A 17200-nucleotide genomic window follows, 5' to 3' on the forward strand; every position below is an offset into this window, starting at 1 on the left:
TAGAATTAAAAAAACACACCACATTATGAAAAAGATATTTCAGACCGGAAAAATCCGGTCCGTAGAACAGACCCTATAGATAAACAATATTTTTATATTGTAAAGCCTGGTGAAACACTGGATAGTATTTCTCAGGATCTTATGCTTGAAAATTCCCAATATCTCAAAGAATATCATAATCAGTGCTGCAGTTTTCTGGATATCATTCCTGAGAATGGAAAATTAAGGCTGTTGCAGAAACTTTGTATTCCCAGTCCGGAAGAGATTTTGAAAATAAACTCTGTCATACAGGAAAGAGGAGAAAGTTTATTTAAACAACTTCCAAACGGAAAACTTTTTTTTAATGCAGAGGCTGTTTCCGGAAAATACAGGGTCATACAAACCGAAAGTGATGATGGCATTCAGAAAAGTTAATATGCTTATTCAATACATTTTCATTATCTAAAAGAAGAGGAAAACAGGCATTATATTCATTTTTCAATGAGTGATTTTACAAAAGATGGGGGAGAATTGGAACAAAAGATCAATAGTCTGGCTTCTGCGTTTGTAAAAATCATTTATCCGATAACATTAATGATCGAGAGATCGGGAAAGTTGGTGGCAGCTGAAACCCATAAAGAAATTCAACATATCATTAATGAAATTGAGGCATTAAAGAACTATCACAAGGGTAGGTATGCATCCATGCATATTGATCAGATGAAAGATAAAATGGCTGATTTAAAGGTTATTTATAAGAGCTTGAAAAATATATTGCCCATACAGTTGCTTTTTGGCAGCTTTTATCAGGCTCATTATAACCCACAAAATAGTACGGGTCCTTATACAGAAGAATTTTTCATGGCTGGCTCCGGCTTCTCCAATTAGGATGGATGTCATTAATCAAATTATATCAGAAGAAAAAATCAAATCGTATAGAAGTGCTGCAGACCGGAAAATCGGTGGATTATCGCACAGTTGAGGAACTTTTTGATTCTGGTCGGGAATATAATCCATCGGAAACGATTCATTCAAAATCACTAGCAGCCAATCATTCGGCAATATATACGTTAAATGCTGAAGATTTTTCAGTTCAGAAAGTAAAAGCAGAATTTGATGTCCAGATTGCTGATTATGAGAAGTCCATCACTTTTGAATTGGAAAAATTAGCGGGATAATTAAAAAACATCATTGAACGAACCCAACACAAAAATTATGTCAGAAAATTTATCAGCACACGACGGTAAACATTTTGTCATTCAAAAAGGCAAAGCCAGCTGCAATCAGGGAGATCTGTTCCCGCAGTTTAAGGTTAGCTCCCATCAAAAGCATTATTGGAATCATAAAGAGGTTTCAGCAGATTATCTTGCTGTAACGGAGGAAGACATAGAGTTTATTCCTTCTGGGCCAAGCTTCGGAAAGTGTCGATTAAAACCATCTTCTGGTGGATATTTACCTTGTGCTTATGCTCCTGCTGGAACGTGGCAGAAGACCTATGAAAAGGTAAAGGTCATGGGCAAAAGCTGTCTTTCAGAAATCTCTGAGCTTATGTGCACTACTGGGGGAATAATTACTGTGAAAGATCATGGACAATCCTCTACGATGAACCGTCAGAATATAACACTGGCTGATCCTCAAAGTTACCATCTTATTAATCCGTTTATGGATTTGAAAGAATCTCAGGAAGAACTGGAAGAACCCGATCCGATTTATGAATAAAAGACTTCAAAAATAACAGACATGGCAAAATTGACTATTACAGGCAGTACCCAACCTGTTGTTGGAAATACAGAAGCTTATTCACTTTCGGTGTTTTATAATCTGGTATCTTCCAACCCATTTTCTTTTCCGCCACCCAAAATACAATGGAATATTCATGTACAGGATAAAAAAGGATGGAGAATTGCTCATGGGAATACCAAAGAAGGTGAACATATTACGTATCAATTCACACATAAAAGTTTACAATATAAAGCTTTAAAAATTGAAGTGAAAAGAGGGAAAGATAAAGGTGAACTTTATATAAAACCAAAGCAGGCTGAAGAACCGAAAATTCTCCGTGTAGATGTATTAGATATTAATTCTCAACGATTGCAAAAAGGGAAACAGCTTCATTATACAGATACACTCATTGCCAAAGCTCATTGTGTGGGAATGTTCGGACATAAAGTATCTTTTACTTTATGGGAAGATGATGCAATAGGAAAGGGACACGATCCGGTTATAAACATGATGAACAGGATCAATCCGGTGCCTCTTGTAGGAGAAGTAGATCATGAAGGAGTTGCTAAAGTGGTTTTCAGGCTGCCCAGTTATACTATGGCAGTACAGATTGCCAATGCTCAAGTAGCCAGAGGAGATAAAAGTGAGGGTAAAACCCATGAATATTACGTGACAGCAGAAATGATCTCCAAACATATTATAAAGGCCAGCCCCAATGTAAATGTGGCTAATCCTGCTCATATTCCTGAGCCTCCTGAAAAACAGAAGCCAAAGGAAAATCATCCTGCTCACAGGAAACCTCCCATGGCTCCTGAAAAGAGGGAAGTAAAACCTGATAAACCAAAACCTAAAGAAGATACCCCAAAATTTCCACAAACTCCAGCTGCAAAGAAACAGGCAGATCCTGAAGGGAAAATCATAAGTGCAGAATTTACAGATGCTACAGGAAAACCTTTGAAAAATGCTAAAACAGGAGATGCTGTATCTGTTAAGATCACTACCCAAAACATGAAAGGGAAAAATATAAAAATAAGGATTTGGGAAGAAGACTTCTCACAGTATAGCAATGATCTGATATATGAAGTATCAGTACAGTTGATTCACAATACTATAAACTTTATCAATGGTGTTATTTTGACCAAAGATATGTATACCAAAAGCTACGAATGGGGCGAAGGCAACGAAAGGGAGTATTTTATAGAAGTTGAGCATTTGAATACCTCTGTAACATCCCAGGTGATCCCTGTAAGTGCTGGTGCTGAATCCGTGAAAGTAGATCCGAATGATTCTCCTGCGATTATTAAAGAGCCGAAACAGGATAAGAAGAAAGATAAGTTAATTATTTTTCCGTTGCTTGTTAAACCAGAAAATGATGATATGAAAAAGTGGGGAAAAGCAAGAAACTGGGCCACTCAACCGGGAAATAATATGGCAACATATAATGCAGGGAGATCCGGTACGACAAGGAAACATGCAGGGAGGGATTTATACACTAATCCCCTTGAAACTGTTGTTGCCATTGCAGATGGCGAAGTTTTAGAAGTTAGGGATTTTTATTGTGAAACGCATCAAATCAGTATCCGACATACTCTTAAAGATGGGAGAGATTTTATTATTAGGTATGGAGAGCTTGATCCAAAAAGTATTAAGGTTAAGAAGGGAGATAAGGTTGTGCAAAAGCAAGAATTGGGTAAAACTGGAAAGCTGCTAAAATATATCAAAAAGACACATGAATATGTTCCTTTAATGAAATTAAATGGTGAAACAATTTATATGTTACATTTTGAATATTTTACTGGATCTATAGGATTTAACTTGGATAAAAATCCTTTAACTGATAAAGGTGAAAGAAATCATCAACGCAGAAGAGATGTTTTTGATGCATTACCTATTTTAAGAGAAGGATATAAAAATTCCTTCGACAGTTCTTCTACTCAAGAATATAATGATGAGCATGGCTTCAGTGAACATGATGCAAGAGTTGCGCTATTGTATATATATGACAAACACGGAAGAGAAATAGCAATCATTGTTGAAAAAATGTATCGGTTAGAGACCACACATTTTACTTCTGAGCAGTATAAAAATTGTGGAACAGGAGGTATGGAGGTTCATGGCTCTGCACCATATTATGGGTGGGATCCAACAACTTTTAAAAATCATCCAGAATATACACCTATTGGTATTTGGAGTCATATGGAAGGAAAAGGATTAAGTGGGCAAGGAGGTAATGTTCAGGAAACTAAGAAACCCAAGGCCTTTGTAAAACTACCTTCAGTTGTAGCAGGAATGGAGTATAAAGCAGAATATATACAAAGATATAATGGAAATTATGCAAGATGGTACAATGCCAAAGATATAAAAGCACAAGAGAAATATCGAGAATCTCTAAAGGGTATAAAATCAAAAATAGTAGATAGTTTTAAAGATGAAAAATAGCTATATTCTAAAAGTCATAATTGTATTTTTAATAGCATTATGTTCTTGTAAGGAGCATAATAGTTATGGAAAACAGCGTAATAATGTAAATACGACCAATAAGCAATATTTAGGGGTAGAAAACTCACAGAAACACACATCTAAAGATAATATTGATAACTGTAAGAAATTACTAAGACAACTTATTGCCAGTTCATCTATTCAAAATCCATTTATCAAAAACATTGATATTAATATAGATAAAATTGAAAAAAATAGAATGACAATAATGTTATATGATAGTTCAGATACTAGCCAAAATACTATTGGATCAATTATAATTGACGGAGGAAATAAAAAAATACTAGATGTAACAAATGACATTGAAAACCCTATTGTATTGAAATATAATAGTAATATATGGAACAAGGTAATTGATTGTTATTTTAATTCAGATCAATCGCTTAAAATAAATAATGATAAAAACCCAAGTGTTAGCAATTGTAAAAATATTCATCTTGATGATGGCTTGAAACAAGAGTGTATTTTTAAAAATATTACTTCAGAAGTGGTATATCAAAAAACTATAGCAGAAAATGAAATAGATGCTATTGAAAATTTACCTGTTAGCCTTCCATATAGGAATGGGGCAAAAGAAATCAAAAATGGAAGTGCACTAATATCAATTTCGTACACTATTATAAAAAAGACAAAAATAATTTTTGAACTTACTTATGAAGGAGGAGTTACAAAACTTTCCCTTGAACAAATAGGAAATAATGTAAGGCGAACTATAGTATATAGTGCTGATTAAAAACATAAAAAATTCAGAAGTAAATAAATCTGAAGAAATAAAAAGATAAGATAAAATAAAGAGGGTGTCTCAAAAGTCAAATTATTTGACTTTTGAGACACCCTCTTTATTTAAATATACTTTTTTAAATCAGAAAATACTGAAATCTGGACCTCATGTTGTTTGGAAAGCTTTCCAAAACCATAGTCACAGAAGATAAAAGGTAATTCGTTAGACGCAGCAGAGTTATAATCAGTCTGAGTGTCTCCAACGTATACAGAATCATCAATAGATAAACTGTTTCTTTCCATGAGAAGCTGAATATTTTCTGCTTTTGTCTTTTGAGTCCTTCCATGAGATTCAAAGTCTGTAAAGAGGCTATTGAACTGATAATATTCTAAAAAAGACTCTATGTATCCATCCTGGCAGTTGCTTACAATAAAAAGATTATGAGTGTTCGCCAGACTTTTTAATGTCTCTTCCACACTGGGATAAAGAATGCCACCTTGTATACGCAGTACCTTATTTTCCTGAGCAACCACTTCAGAAAGGATTTCCTGAATCTGGCGGTCTGAAACTCCTGGAAGCATATCCTTTAGAATATCATGAGCCAGTAAGCCCATATACTGATTCATATCGTCAGGTTTCAGTTCCTGTTGGATCAATTGATGCTTGTTTAAAACATCATTCCATATTTTAATGATTGTTGCTCTGGAGTCCCATAAAGTTCCATCCAGATCGAAAATTAAATTTTTATATTTCAACGTATTTCTTTTTTAATTGATGAATAATGATTCTTAATTTCATGAGGTGATTATTCAACCATTAAGGTGGGTTTAAATCTTAAACTTAATTAAAGAAAAATCTTTATAAGCAAAACGCCTTAAAGCGAAGCTCAGCTTAATATTCTAAACGCCTTAAATATCTTAATGGTTAAAATAATAGATACAACTTACAGAATCATGCTCAATTGTATCCTTTTCCTTGCTTCATCCACTTCAGTTACCTTTACTCTCACATGTTGATGCAGTTTTACCACCTCATTCACATCCGATACAAACCCGTCTTTAAGCTGTGAAATGTGAACCAGCCCGCTTTCTTTGATTCCAAGATCTACAAAACATCCGAAAGCCGTAATATTGTTAACGATTCCTGGTAGAATCATACCTGTCTTCAGGTCTTTAATACTTTTTACACTAGGATCAAATTCAAATACCTTGGCTGCTTTTCTTGGATCTAAGCCTGGTTTTTCAAGCTCCTTTAAAATATCCTTGATTCCCAGAATTCCGATCTCTTCGGTGATATAGTTCTCTGGTTTTATCTGAGCAATTTTTTCCTTATTGGCGATCAGTTCATCGGTTTTAATACCCAGATCTTTAGCCATTTTTTCTACAATTTTATAGGCTTCAGGATGCACTGCAGAATTGTCCAGTGGATTTTTTGAATTGGTAATCTTTACAAATGCGGCTGCCTGCTGGAAGGCTTTTTCGCCAAGTCTAGGTACTTTTTTAAGCTGTTTTCTATCCTCAAAAGCACCGTTTTCAGCCCTATAATTCACAATGTTTTCAGCCATTTTTTCTCCAATCCCGGAAACATAGCTTAATAAAGATTTACTGGCAGTGTTTAGGTTAATTCCTACAGAGTTTACACATTTCATTACAGTAGAATCCAGTTCATTTTTCAATTGAGTCTGATCCACATCATGTTGATATTGCCCGACTCCAATAGATTTTGGATCAATCTTTACCAGTTCCGCCAACGGATCAGAAAGCCTTCTTCCGATAGAAACCGCACCACGAACCGTTACATCATAACTTGGAAACTCGTCCCTTGCAATTTTGCTGGCAGAATACACGGAGGCACCCGCTTCCGAAACCACAAAAACCTGTAAAGGTTTATCAAAAGCTATTTTCTTAATAAAAAACTCCGTTTCACGGCTTGCAGTCCCGTTTCCGATAGAAATCGCTTCAATATTGTAAGCATTCACCATAGAACGGATCTTTTTCATGGCCATTCCGGATTCATTCTGAGGAGCGTGAGGGTAAAGGGTCTCATTATGAAGAAGATCACCCTTTTCATCCAGACAAACCACTTTACAGCCGCTTCTGTAACCTGGATCAATCGCCAGAATTCTTTTTTCTCCCAATGGCGGAGCCAAAAGCAGCTGACTCAGATTCTCAGAGAAGATCTCAATCGCTTTTTTATCGGCTTTTTCTTTGGCTTCCTGTAAAGCTTCATTGGAAATTGCCGGTTCCAAAAGTCTTTTATAACTGTCCTTGATCGCTAAAGCAATCTGTTCAGAACTTTCATTATTAGACTTAATGATGGCTTTTTCAATAAAATCGATGGCTTCTTCTTTATCAATTCCCACATTGGTTTTCACAAAACCTTCCGATTCTGCTCTCAGCATCGCCAAAAGCCTGTGGGAAGGAGTTCTGCTGAGGTTCTCTTCCCATTCAAAATACTGGGAAAACTTCTGGGCATCTTCTTCATCCTTTTTAGCTTTCACCACTTTAGAAGTAACAACAGCCTTACGCTGGAACAAACGGCGCAGGTTCTTACGGACATACATATTTTCATTGATCCATTCTGCCATGATATCCCTTGCTCCCTGAAGTGCTTCTTCCTCTGAAGGAACATCATTATTCAGATATTTGGAGGCCAGAAACTGGACGTCATCGTTTTTCTGGCTCATAATGATTTTCGCTAAAGGTTCTAATCCTTTTTCCTTAGCAGCATCAGCCTTCGTTTTCTTACGCTTCTTAAAAGGAAGATATAAGTCTTCCAGTTCCTGAACATCAAAGCTTTCTTCAATTCTTTGTCTCAGTTCAGGAGTTAAAGCATTCTGTTCTTCTATCGATTTTAAAATAGATTCCTTTCTTTTAACAATCTCATCAAACTGCTTGCTGATTTTAGCGATCTGCTCAATCTGTACTTCATCCAGGTTTCCGGTTTTATCTTTTCTGTAACGGGAAATAAAAGGAATGGTACAGTCTTCTGCTAATAATTGTAATGTATTGTTGATGCTCTTCTCAGAAATATCGAGCTGCTTCTGTATAAATTCTACGGTCGTCATTGTTCTGTTTTCGGATAGCTAAAATAGGACTTTAAAACGAAAAAAGGCGAGTTGCCCCGCCTTGAATAGTTTTTCATTTGAATTAAAATTTGATTGTTAAGATTTAATTGACAATGGCTATTGCCATTCCATCATATTCTTTTGCTCCTACAGTTTGCATAATGGTAGCGGTAACTTTTGGATTGTTAGCCAGCATTTGATTAAAACGCTGTACGCCTCTCACTTTTTCATCGTTACTGTTTTTATCCAAAATCTGACCTTCACGGATAACATTATCACAAATAATGATGGTTCCAGGATGTGACAGTTGTAATGCCAGTTCAAAATATTCGGTATAAGGCGGTTTATCGGCATCAATAAAAATAAAGTCGAAAGCTTCTTCACCTGTAGCAATAAGTTCATTCAATACATCCATTGCTTTACCGATACGTAAATCAATCTTAGACAGTCCTGCTTTTGCAATGTTCTGACTGGCAATATGAGCATGATGAGGATCAAATTCTACGGTAATGACTTTACCGTCTGCAGGAAGTGCTCTGGTCATCCAAATAGTACTGTAACCTCCTAAAGTCCCCAATTCTAGTACACGTTTTGCCTTACAGGTAAGCAGCATCAGTTGAAGAAATTTCCCTTGTACGGGGGTAACACTAATTTGAGGCATGGAAGCGTCATCTAAAGATTGAATGGTTTCCTGAAGTACTGTATCTTCAGGAGCTATCAGGTTACTGATATAGTCATCTACTTTTTCAAATAATTGCGGATTCATATTTTTGATTTGATTGAAACGAAGGTAATGAATTTTGAAAGCTCCATATAAAGCAAAAAAATCCCTCTAAATCGAGGGAGCTAATTTATGGTACATAGGGAATACATCTGCAAGAGCAAGGGATCCCAAGCTCCGGCTCACATATACCCATATCGTCGCAAGTATACAAATAACCGGCTGCGCAATAATCAATTCCTCCCTTAATAGCTTTTAGATTTTCTCTTGTAACTTTTTTTAATTTTTTCATGGTATAATTTTAGTTTGTAAAGGCTAAATATATAAATTATTCTTGGTTTAGGGATTTAACATAAAAATATTTTGGAAAATAGTAAGAAATGTATTGAAAACAAACAATGATTTTGTTGAACAATATAAAAATCAAAATAGAATAATGAAATAAATATTTTCAGTTTCCGTTTATTTTTTACCATGTTACAATTCCTAACGTTGGTAGCGAAATTTACATTTCTTGATGTATGATAAGAGAAGACCCATAAGGTTTGTCTATTTTTGTACCCGAAAACAATAAACTTTTTTAAACAGTTCAATAATATGAAAAAAATTAGCGTAATTGCATTAGTAGCAGTAGGATTGATGGCAGCATCATGTACGAATAAAGAAAAAACAGATACATCAGTAGCTACCGAACAAACCGTTGCTGAGAGCAAAGGTGAAGTATTAGCAGTAGATACTACAGCTTCTGTAGTAAACTGGAAAGCTTTCCACAAAGGAGGTTTTGCTCCACGTTGGGGAACTCTTAATGTAAAATCAGGAGATTTAAGCATTGAAGGTGGACAAGTAGTAGCTGGTAATTTCAATATTGATATGACTTCTATTAAAGTTGATCCTGCTTCAGTAACTGAAAAAGATAAAAAACCAGCAGATCTTGAAGCTCACCTTAAGAACCCAGATTTCTTTGATGTAGCAAAAAATCCTGCTTCAGACTTTAAAATTACAAGTGTAGCAGACCTGAAAGAAGCACCAAAAGATGCTGTAGCAGGAGCTAACAAAACAGTAAGCGGAAACCTGACATTAATGGGTAAAACAATGAACGTTACTTCCCTGCTAAAGTAGATGTAGTAGATAATACAGCAGCTATTCAGGCTAAATTCACTGTAAACAGAACAGATTGGGGAATCAAATTCGGAACTACTGAAACGGATCCTGCAGAATGGATGATCAGCAAAGACATCGAAATCGCTATCGATGTAAAAGCTAAAAAATAATTTTTAGATTTATCAATAATCTAGGGGCTGCTTTCTTTGGAAAGCAGCTTTTTTGTTTTGCGGAAATGAAGTTTTTATTTGTGGTGGAGTGAAGTGTGCTTATTTGAACACCATGGTGGAAACTGTGGCCTGCAAAAGTTCCTGACTAAGGGGGAATACTTATTTAATCTTGATCTCAATCTGAAAACGTGTTTTTTTGTTACTATTTTTAAATGCGTTTAGTCATTTTAGCTAATAATTAAGCTTTTTTTGGGATATTACTTGAGCCTTTTACTATATTTGGTCAAATTTTAAACTATTAAAATTAGATGGCAAAGACGGACACGAGTAGTTTCGAACAAAAACTTTTTAAAGCTGCGGATAAACTTCGTAAAAATATAGATGCAGCAGAATATAAGCATGTAGTATTAGGATTAATCTTTCTTAAATATATTTCAGAATCCTTTACAGAAAAGCATAATGAATTAGAAAATGATGAATATTCTGATCCTGAAGATAGAGATGAATATATTGCAGCTAATATTTTCTTTGTTCCAAAAGAAGCAAGATGGAGCCATATTCACGCCAACGCAAAGCTACCAACCATTGGCAAAACCATTGATGAAGCCATGGAAGCCATAGAGCGTGAAAATAAAGAACTTAAAAATGTTCTTCCTCAGGTGTATGGAAAAGCCAATTTAGATAAAACTTCACTAGGAGAATTGATTGATCTGATTTCCAATACAGATTTGCAAACTGAAAATGAAAACTCCAAAGATCTTTTTGGTAGAGTCTACGAATATTTTCTTGGAGAATTTGCCAATGCAGAAGGAAAAAAAGGAGGACAGTTCTATACTCCAAAAGCTATCGTAAAGCTGATGGTAGAAATGATAGAACCTTACAAAGGCCGTGTTTATGATCCGGCAAGTGGAAGTGGCGGTATGTTTGTGATGAGCGAAAAGTTTGTTCTCGAGCATCAGGGAAGAATAAGTGATATTACGGTTTATGGACAGGAAAGTAACCAAACTACATGGAAACTTTCTAAAATGAACCTTGCCATACGAAACATCAATTCTAAGTTTGTAGCATGGAACAGTGAAGGTTCTTTTTTTAAAAGATGCTCATCCAGATTTGAAAGCAGATTTTATTTTGGCGAATCCTCCTTTCAATCAAAGTGATTGGGGAGTAAATATCTTACAGGAAGACGGACGTTGGAAATATGGGGTTCCTCCCAATGGAAATGCGAATTACGGCTGGTTGCAGCATATGCTGTATCACTTAGCGCCCCGCGGTGTGATGGCAACAGTTTTAAGTAACGGTTCTCTAAGCTCTAATACAAGCGGAGAAGGTGATATCAGAAAGAACTTTGTACAGAGTGATTTGGTAGACTGTATTGTGGCATTACCGAAACAATTATTTTACAATACCGGTATTCCTGCCTGTATATGGATTATGCGCAGAGAAAAAAGTCAGCATCATAAAGAGGTTTTATTTATTGATGCCAGTGAAATGGGCTTTATGAAAGACCGTGTACACCGTGATTTATCAAATGAAGACGTAGATCTTATTGCAAAAACCTATCAAAATTGGAGAAAAGGTGAAAACTATGATAATAAAAAAGGTTTTTGTAAAAGTGCAACATTAGAAGAAATAGAAAAGCATTCATATGTATTGACGCCTGGTCGTTATGTTGGGATTATGGATGTGGAGGATGACGGAATACCTTTTGAAGAAAAAATGAAAATTTTGACAACTACTCTTAAACAACAGATGGGTAAGGAAGAAGAATTGAATAATGAAATTGCAGCACAGTTGGCTAAAATTGGGTTTACGTTATGAGTGAGGTGAAAAATATTCCTGAAGGGTGGACTAAAAGCACGCTGGGTGAGGCTTGTAGTAAAATAGGCAGTGGTTCAACACCAACGGGTGGTGCTGAAGCATATAAAAAAGATGGTATTTCCTTAATTAGAAGTCAAAATATTCATGATTTTAATTTTTCATATCAAGGTCTTGCATTTATAGATAATTCACAAGCAAAAAAATTAGCAGGTGTGACAGTTGTTAGTAAAGATATTTTGTTAAATATAACTGGAGATTCTGTTGCTAGGGCTTGTATGGTCCCTGATAAAGTCTTACCTGCAAGAGTTAATCAACATGTTGCTATTTTAAGAGCAGATATGAAAAAGATTGATAGTTTTTTTCTTAAATATTTAATTCTTAATCCAGTATGTAAAAGCCAGCTTTTGATGATAGCTTCTTCAGGTGCAACAAGAAATGCTCTTACGAAAACTATGTTAGAAAGATTTGAGATTTTGCTTCCCTCTTATGATGAACAAAGATCTATTGCCTCGATTCTCACTAGTTTTGATGATAAAATAGAATTATTGCAAGCTCAAAATAAAACTCTTGAAGAAACTGCGCAAACTATTTTTAAAGAATGGTTTGGGAAATATAAAGTGGATGATGAGTTACCTGAAGGATGGAGAATAGGTAATTTGGGAGAGGAATTTAATATAACTATAGGAAGAACTCCCCCAAGACTAGAACAAGAGTGGTTTTCTAAAACACCAATTGGTAAAAAGTGGATTTCGATTAAAGACATAGGGAATTCAGGGACATTTATTTTTAATACTTCAGAATTTTTGACTGATGAAGCTATTAAAAAGTTTAATATTCCTATTATTCCCAAAAATACAACTATTTTAAGCTTTAAAATGACTGTTGGTAAGCTCGTTATAACAACAGAAGAAATGTTATCTAATGAAGCAATTGCCCATTTGAAGGTTAAATCGGATTCATCATTAAGCTCAGAATATATTTATTTATATTTACAAAATTTGGATTTTAATTCTCTTGGAAGTACTTCATCAATTGTAACTGCTATTAATTCTACAATGATTAAAGCTATAGGTTTTGTAATACCTAACAAAGAATTTTTAATGAATTTTGATATTATGATAAAGCCCTTATTTAATAAGATAAAATTTAATATTGAACAAGTTCAGACTCTTATTCAGACTCGCGATGAATTATTACCAAAATTAATGAGTGGTGAGATAAGAGTGAAAAAAACTAATGACTAAAATCATCATGAAAGAGAAAGTGATTTTTGATACAAATACGGTTAGAAATACAGAAGTAAATTCTTTTTTGGGAGGTAGAAAAGAGTTGGAGCGATTTGCTGTAGATGCTGAGATTGTAATTCCTTTTACTGTTATCGAAGAAATAAAAAGACAAAAAAAAGTTATTTTAAAAAGCAAAAAAGATAATTTCTTATCTAATCCACTTCATAGAATTATTGGTATAGATGAAAATATAACAAAAGCATTTGATGTTGACTTATTTATACAAAAATTAATAGATGAAGAAACCATAAAATTTGAAACTATTGATTTAAAAAGCAATGATGTTTTACCTCAAATAAAAGAATTAGCATTATTGAAAAAGCCTCCTTTTGTTGAAAATGATGACAGTGATAAAGGATTTAAAGATGCGATAATATATTTTTCGGTATTAGAATATTTACAAGAGATACCAAATAAATATATTTTTGTTTGTTCTAAAGATATTCTATTAAAAAGAGCTTTTCAAGCGCATTCAAATGTTATTGTTATTGAATCTTATGAAGATTTTAAAACGTATAGTATAACACAGTTTTTTGATGAGTATTTCTTACAAAAGTTAAAAGAAGAATTAGAACTTGAAATTACGAATAAACATATTAAAGAATACTGGAATAATATTAATGATAATAAGGTTTTATTAATTGAATATAATGGAAATAATATTGCTGTAGAAACAGATTCAGGCGAAATTGTGAATACTTGCAATAGGAGTGAATATATTGCTAATATTGCAACATTAGTAAATTCATCTAGCTTTAGTCAAACAGATGATATGATCGAAAAATTGACGGGGTATACGAACTACTTTAATAATGATGACATATTAAAAATTTTAAATGCGGCTTATGAAAACAATTAAATAAGATGGATATTTCATAAACCAGCAATTAAAGAGTTTATAGGTCCATTATATGAAAAAAAGAGTGATTTGATTAAAGAAAAAAGAATTATAGATTTTTTAAATTCAGAACTCAATTAATAAACCATGCTCAACGAAAACACCATAGAAAACTCATTAATAGAACAGTTAGTCTCACAAGGATATACTTATTTTTACGGTCCCGATATTGCACCTAATAGTAATAATCCACAACGTGAAAATTTTAACTCTATTATATTAGAGAATCACTTTAAAGAATCATTAAAAAAACTCAATCCTCGTGTTCCAGAATCTGCGAGAGTGGAATCTTTTCAGAAATTAATTAATCTGGGAACCGAAGATATTATGGAAAACAATGAGCGTTTTCATAATTATCTGACCAATGGGATCGAGGTAGAATATAACAAAGACGGAAATATTATAGGGATTCCGGTTACTTTATTAGATGCTATTCATCCTGAAAATAACAGTTTTTGGGTCGTTAATCAGTTTGTGGTTAAAGAAAATAATAATGAAAAACGTTTCGATGTTGTTATATTTATCAATGGATTACCTTTAGTCTTTATTGAACTGAAAAATGCAGCTAATGAAAAGGCGACTCTTGAGAAGGCTTTTAAACAGATACAAAATTACAAAACAGCTGTTCCAAGTATATTTTATTATAATTCACTATGTGTGATTACTGATGGCATTGATGCAAAGGCTTCCAGTGTGTCAGCTCCTCTCTCAAGATATTTATCATGGAGAGCTCCAAAAGAAGATCAGGATAACACTAAACATAAAACAGAGCTGCAGATTTTAGTAGAGTATATGCTGAACAAAGAAACATTGGTAAAGCTGATACGCTACTGTACCGTTTTTGAGAAAGAAGAATCTAAAAACATTGAAACAGGTCTGATATCACAAATCAAAATAAAAAAAGTAGCAGCCTATCATCAATATTATGCTGTTCAGAAAGCAGTAGAACAGACACTCAGAGCTACACATTCCAATGATGGTGATCGAAAAATAGGAGTCGTTTGGCATACACAAGGAAGCGGTAAATCTTTGTCGATGGTTTTTTATAGTGCAGAGATTATTACTCATCCTCAGATGGAAAACCCAACTATTGTTATCTTAACAGATAGAAATGATCTGGATGACCAGCTATTTGGAACATTCGGAAATTGTGTTGATCTTTTGCGCCAAACTCCTGTACAGGCGGGTAGCAAAGAACATATTAAAGAATTATTAAAGGTATCAGGAGGAGGCGTTATTTTTACTACCATTCAAAAATTTTCCCCTGAAACAGGTAATGTTTATGATATACTTTCGGAACGTTCGAATATTGTAGTTGTGGCGGATGAAGCACACCGCAGTCAATACGGCTTTGCCGGAAGAGAATTGGAAACCGAAGGAGGTTCCGAAATACGTTATGGCAATGCAAAATATTTACGTGATGCCTTACCAAATGCTTCCTATATCGGATTTACAGGAACCCCTATTGAAAAGGAAGATAAATCTACTCCTGCCGTTTTTGGAAAGTATATCGATGTATATGATATTAAGCAGGCAGTAGATGATAAGGCTACTGTTCCCATCAGTTATGAATCCAGATTGATTAAAATAAAGTTGGATGCAAATACTGCAGCTACAATTGATGAGGAAATCAATGCTATTTCTGATGCAACAGAAGAACAGTTGGAAAAAGCAAAGAAAAAATTGGCAACGATTAATGCGGTAGTTGGACATCCTGAAAGATTGAAAGATGTAGCGAAAGATATAGTTTCACATTTTGAAGCAAGACAGCACGTTTTTGAAGGAAAGGCAATGGTTGTTTGTATGACCCGTGCGATATGTGCTATGCTTTACAATGAAATTATAGCCTTAAAACCAGAATGGCATCATAAAGATCTAGATAAAGGTGCTCTAAAAGTCATTATGACAAGCTCTTCTGATGATGATGCGATATTGCAGCCTCATCATACAACAAAGAACCAGAGAAAAGCATTAGCAAACAGGATGAAAGATCCTAATGATGAATTGAAATTGGTTATTGTCAGAGATATGTGGCTAACGGGTTTTGATGCTCCAAGTATGCATACAATGTATATTGATAAGAAGATGCAGGGCGCTAATCTAATGCAGGCTATTGCCAGAGTAAACCGTGTGTATAAAGATAAACCTGGAGGTTTGATTGTAGATTATATTGGTATAGGGCAAGACTTACGAAATGCAATGGCTATTTATTTGGAAAGTGGTGGAGAAGGAAGCCCAATTGTTGATATTGGAGAAGCTATTGCAGGCATGGAAGAGAAGTTTGAGATTATAGATCAGATGTTCAATGGTTACGATTATAAAGCTTATTTTTCTAGTGATACTTCTGAAAAACTTCAAATTCTTTTAGGGGCACAAAATTTTATACTATCTGCTGAAACTTTAAAAAATAGATTTCTCAATGAAGTCAATGTACTTTCTAAGTTATTTGTGATGTCGATACCAAGCCAAGAAGCAGATCAAATTAAAGATTATGTTGCTTTTTTCCAAGCAATAAAAGCGAGAATTAATAAATTTTCTGGGAATAGTATAAAATCTGATTTTGAAATAGAAACGGCAATCAAGCAAATTATTGATGAAACATTATCTAGTGATGGAGTTATAGATATTTTCGAAGCTGCCGGAATAAGTGCTCCTTCTGTAAGTATTTTATCTGATGATTTTTTGTTGGAAGTAAAAAATATGCAACAGAAAAATGTGGCATTCGAACTTCTTAAAAAGCTTCTGAGCGATGAGGTGCGTGTTAGAAAAACAAAAAACATAGCTCAGGGTAAAAGATTCTCGGAAATGCTGGAATCTGTTGTAAAGCGTTATCATAACAATCAAATTGATTCAGCGCAGGTAATAAAAGAGTTATCGGATATTGCCAAAGAAATGAGATTAGATGACTTAAAATCAGATGAGTTAGGTTTAACTCCAGAAGAGTATGCTTTTTATAGTATTTTAAAAGAAAATGATTCTACCTCTTTCTTACAAGATGATAAAATGAAAGAAGTGATTCATTTGATCGTTGATGTTATTAGAAAAAATGCTACCGTAGATTGGAGCAGAAGAGACGATGTCAGAGCACAGCTGAGGCTTACAGTAAAGAAAATATTGATGCGATATGGCTATCCTCCTGATTTAGCAAAAATGGAAGCTGACCGGGTAATTGCACAAAGTGAGAGTCTTGCGGATATTTTTTCGAAGGAATAAAAAAA

Annotated in this window: 17 protein-coding genes; 13 read left to right on the top strand and 4 right to left on the bottom strand. The window is 34.3% G+C overall.

Annotation, left to right across the window (positions count from 1 at the left end; genetic code table 11):
* The first annotated feature begins 141 nt into the window (after positions 1 to 141).
* The 6 genes from H5J24_RS07790 to H5J24_RS07815 all read left to right on the top strand — a co-directional run bounded on the left by H5J24_RS07790 (position 142) and on the right by H5J24_RS07815 (position 4933).
* Positions 142 to 414, top strand: coding sequence for a hypothetical protein (locus tag H5J24_RS07790; RefSeq protein ID WP_232816192.1), 273 nt, complete (start codon positions 142 to 144; stop codon positions 412 to 414).
* 66 nt (positions 415 to 480) lie between these two features.
* Positions 481 to 867 carry a hypothetical protein gene (locus tag H5J24_RS07795; protein WP_232816193.1) on the top strand — a complete coding sequence of 129 codons (387 nt, stop codon included), beginning with the start codon at positions 481 to 483 and terminating at the stop codon, positions 865 to 867.
* A gap of 5 nt (positions 868 to 872) precedes the next feature.
* Positions 873 to 1157 (top strand): hypothetical protein, encoded by a 285-nt coding sequence (locus H5J24_RS07800; RefSeq protein ID WP_232816194.1) that lies wholly within the window; start codon positions 873 to 875, stop codon positions 1155 to 1157.
* Positions 1158 to 1194: 37 nt separating this feature from the next.
* Positions 1195 to 1698, top strand: a complete 504-nt coding sequence (locus tag H5J24_RS07805) for a DUF4280 domain-containing protein (RefSeq protein WP_068943660.1) — start codon at positions 1195 to 1197, stop codon at positions 1696 to 1698.
* Positions 1699 to 1719: 21 nt separating this feature from the next.
* On the top strand, positions 1720 to 4140 hold the full coding sequence (locus tag H5J24_RS07810; RefSeq protein WP_068943659.1) for a M23 family metallopeptidase: 2421 nt from the start codon (positions 1720 to 1722) through the stop codon (positions 4138 to 4140).
* Complete coding sequence (locus H5J24_RS07815; RefSeq protein ID WP_068943658.1) at positions 4130 to 4933, top strand: hypothetical protein; 804 nt, start codon at positions 4130 to 4132, stop codon at positions 4931 to 4933. Before H5J24_RS07810 ends, H5J24_RS07815 begins: the two co-directional genes overlap by 11 nt.
* A 110-nt stretch (positions 4934 to 5043) precedes the next feature.
* Here H5J24_RS07815 and H5J24_RS07820 read toward each other — a convergent pair whose 3' ends face one another.
* The 4 genes from H5J24_RS07820 to H5J24_RS26170 all read right to left on the bottom strand — a co-directional run bounded on the left by H5J24_RS07820 (position 5044) and on the right by H5J24_RS26170 (position 9001).
* Entirely contained in the window at positions 5044 to 5676 is a 633-nt protein-coding gene (locus tag H5J24_RS07820) for an HAD family hydrolase (protein WP_068943657.1), read from the bottom strand.
* 188 nt (positions 5677 to 5864) lie between these two features.
* A complete protein-coding gene (locus H5J24_RS07825; RefSeq protein ID WP_068943656.1) occupies positions 5865 to 7988 on the bottom strand; it encodes a Tex family protein in 2124 nt (707 codons plus the stop codon).
* A 103-nt stretch (positions 7989 to 8091) separates the two neighbouring features.
* Positions 8092 to 8754, bottom strand: coding sequence for an O-methyltransferase (locus tag H5J24_RS07830; RefSeq protein WP_068943655.1), 663 nt, complete (start codon positions 8752 to 8754; stop codon positions 8092 to 8094).
* 85 nt (positions 8755 to 8839) lie between these two features.
* Positions 8840 to 9001, bottom strand: a complete 162-nt coding sequence (locus tag H5J24_RS26170; protein WP_407918887.1) for a bacteriocin-like protein — start codon at positions 8999 to 9001, stop codon at positions 8840 to 8842.
* A 305-nt stretch (positions 9002 to 9306) separates the two neighbouring features.
* On the opposite strand from H5J24_RS26170, the gene H5J24_RS07835 reads away from it, so the two are divergent.
* The 7 genes from H5J24_RS07835 (at position 9307) to H5J24_RS07855 (ending at position 17195) form a co-directional block, all read left to right on the top strand.
* Positions 9307 to 9828: a YceI family protein gene (locus H5J24_RS07835; protein WP_346729966.1), complete on the top strand. Its 522-nt coding sequence runs from the start codon at positions 9307 to 9309 to the stop codon at positions 9826 to 9828.
* Positions 9829 to 9851: 23 nt separating this feature from the next.
* Positions 9852 to 9980 (top strand): hypothetical protein, encoded by a 129-nt coding sequence (locus H5J24_RS25910; RefSeq protein WP_346729991.1) that lies wholly within the window; start codon positions 9852 to 9854, stop codon positions 9978 to 9980.
* A gap of 308 nt (positions 9981 to 10288) precedes the next feature.
* Positions 10289 to 11137 carry a class I SAM-dependent DNA methyltransferase gene (locus H5J24_RS25520; protein ID WP_283250767.1) on the top strand — a complete coding sequence of 283 codons (849 nt, stop codon included), beginning with the start codon at positions 10289 to 10291 and terminating at the stop codon, positions 11135 to 11137.
* Entirely contained in the window at positions 11109 to 11798 is a 690-nt protein-coding gene (locus H5J24_RS25525; RefSeq protein WP_283250768.1) for an N-6 DNA methylase, read from the top strand. Before H5J24_RS25520 ends, H5J24_RS25525 begins: the two co-directional genes overlap by 29 nt.
* Positions 11795 to 13042: a restriction endonuclease subunit S gene (locus H5J24_RS07845; RefSeq protein ID WP_068943652.1), complete on the top strand. Its 1248-nt coding sequence runs from the start codon at positions 11795 to 11797 to the stop codon at positions 13040 to 13042. The genes H5J24_RS25525 and H5J24_RS07845 overlap by 4 nt, the downstream gene beginning before the upstream one ends.
* On the top strand, positions 13035 to 13943 hold the full coding sequence (locus H5J24_RS07850) for a PIN domain-containing protein (protein ID WP_068943651.1): 909 nt from the start codon (positions 13035 to 13037) through the stop codon (positions 13941 to 13943). Before H5J24_RS07845 ends, H5J24_RS07850 begins: the two co-directional genes overlap by 8 nt.
* A gap of 126 nt (positions 13944 to 14069) precedes the next feature.
* Complete coding sequence (locus H5J24_RS07855; protein WP_068943650.1) at positions 14070 to 17195, top strand: type I restriction endonuclease subunit R; 3126 nt, start codon at positions 14070 to 14072, stop codon at positions 17193 to 17195.
* Positions 17196 to 17200 lie beyond the last annotated feature (5 nt).

The organism is Chryseobacterium capnotolerans, from assembly GCF_021278965.1.
In the GTDB taxonomy this organism is placed as follows: domain Bacteria; phylum Bacteroidota; class Bacteroidia; order Flavobacteriales; family Weeksellaceae; genus Chryseobacterium; species Chryseobacterium capnotolerans.

Excerpts from the sequence above, each read along its gene's own strand:
- H5J24_RS07815 (WP_068943658.1), top strand. The coding sequence starts at position 4,130 with ATGAAAAATAGCTATATTCTAAAAGTCATAATTGTATTTTTAATAGCA.
- H5J24_RS07800 (WP_232816194.1), top strand. The coding sequence starts at position 873 with ATGTCATTAATCAAATTATATCAGAAGAAAAAATCAAATCGTATAGAA.
- H5J24_RS07855 (WP_068943650.1), top strand. The coding sequence starts at position 14,070 with ATGCTCAACGAAAACACCATAGAAAACTCATTAATAGAACAGTTAGTC.
- H5J24_RS07825 (WP_068943656.1), bottom strand. The coding sequence starts at position 7,988 with ATGACGACCGTAGAATTTATACAGAAGCAGCTCGATATTTCTGAGAAG.
- H5J24_RS07805 (WP_068943660.1), top strand. The coding sequence starts at position 1,195 with ATGTCAGAAAATTTATCAGCACACGACGGTAAACATTTTGTCATTCAA.
- H5J24_RS07830 (WP_068943655.1), bottom strand. The coding sequence starts at position 8,754 with ATGAATCCGCAATTATTTGAAAAAGTAGATGACTATATCAGTAACCTG.
- H5J24_RS07795 (WP_232816193.1), top strand. The coding sequence starts at position 481 with ATGAGTGATTTTACAAAAGATGGGGGAGAATTGGAACAAAAGATCAAT.
- H5J24_RS07850 (WP_068943651.1), top strand. The coding sequence starts at position 13,035 with ATGACTAAAATCATCATGAAAGAGAAAGTGATTTTTGATACAAATACG.
- H5J24_RS07845 (WP_068943652.1), top strand. The coding sequence starts at position 11,795 with ATGAGTGAGGTGAAAAATATTCCTGAAGGGTGGACTAAAAGCACGCTG.
- H5J24_RS25520 (WP_283250767.1), top strand. The coding sequence starts at position 10,289 with ATGGCAAAGACGGACACGAGTAGTTTCGAACAAAAACTTTTTAAAGCT.
- H5J24_RS07835 (WP_346729966.1), top strand. The coding sequence starts at position 9,307 with ATGAAAAAAATTAGCGTAATTGCATTAGTAGCAGTAGGATTGATGGCA.
- H5J24_RS07810 (WP_068943659.1), top strand. The coding sequence starts at position 1,720 with ATGGCAAAATTGACTATTACAGGCAGTACCCAACCTGTTGTTGGAAAT.
- H5J24_RS26170 (WP_407918887.1), bottom strand. The coding sequence starts at position 9,001 with ATGAAAAAATTAAAAAAAGTTACAAGAGAAAATCTAAAAGCTATTAAG.
- H5J24_RS07790 (WP_232816192.1), top strand. The coding sequence starts at position 142 with ATGCTTGAAAATTCCCAATATCTCAAAGAATATCATAATCAGTGCTGC.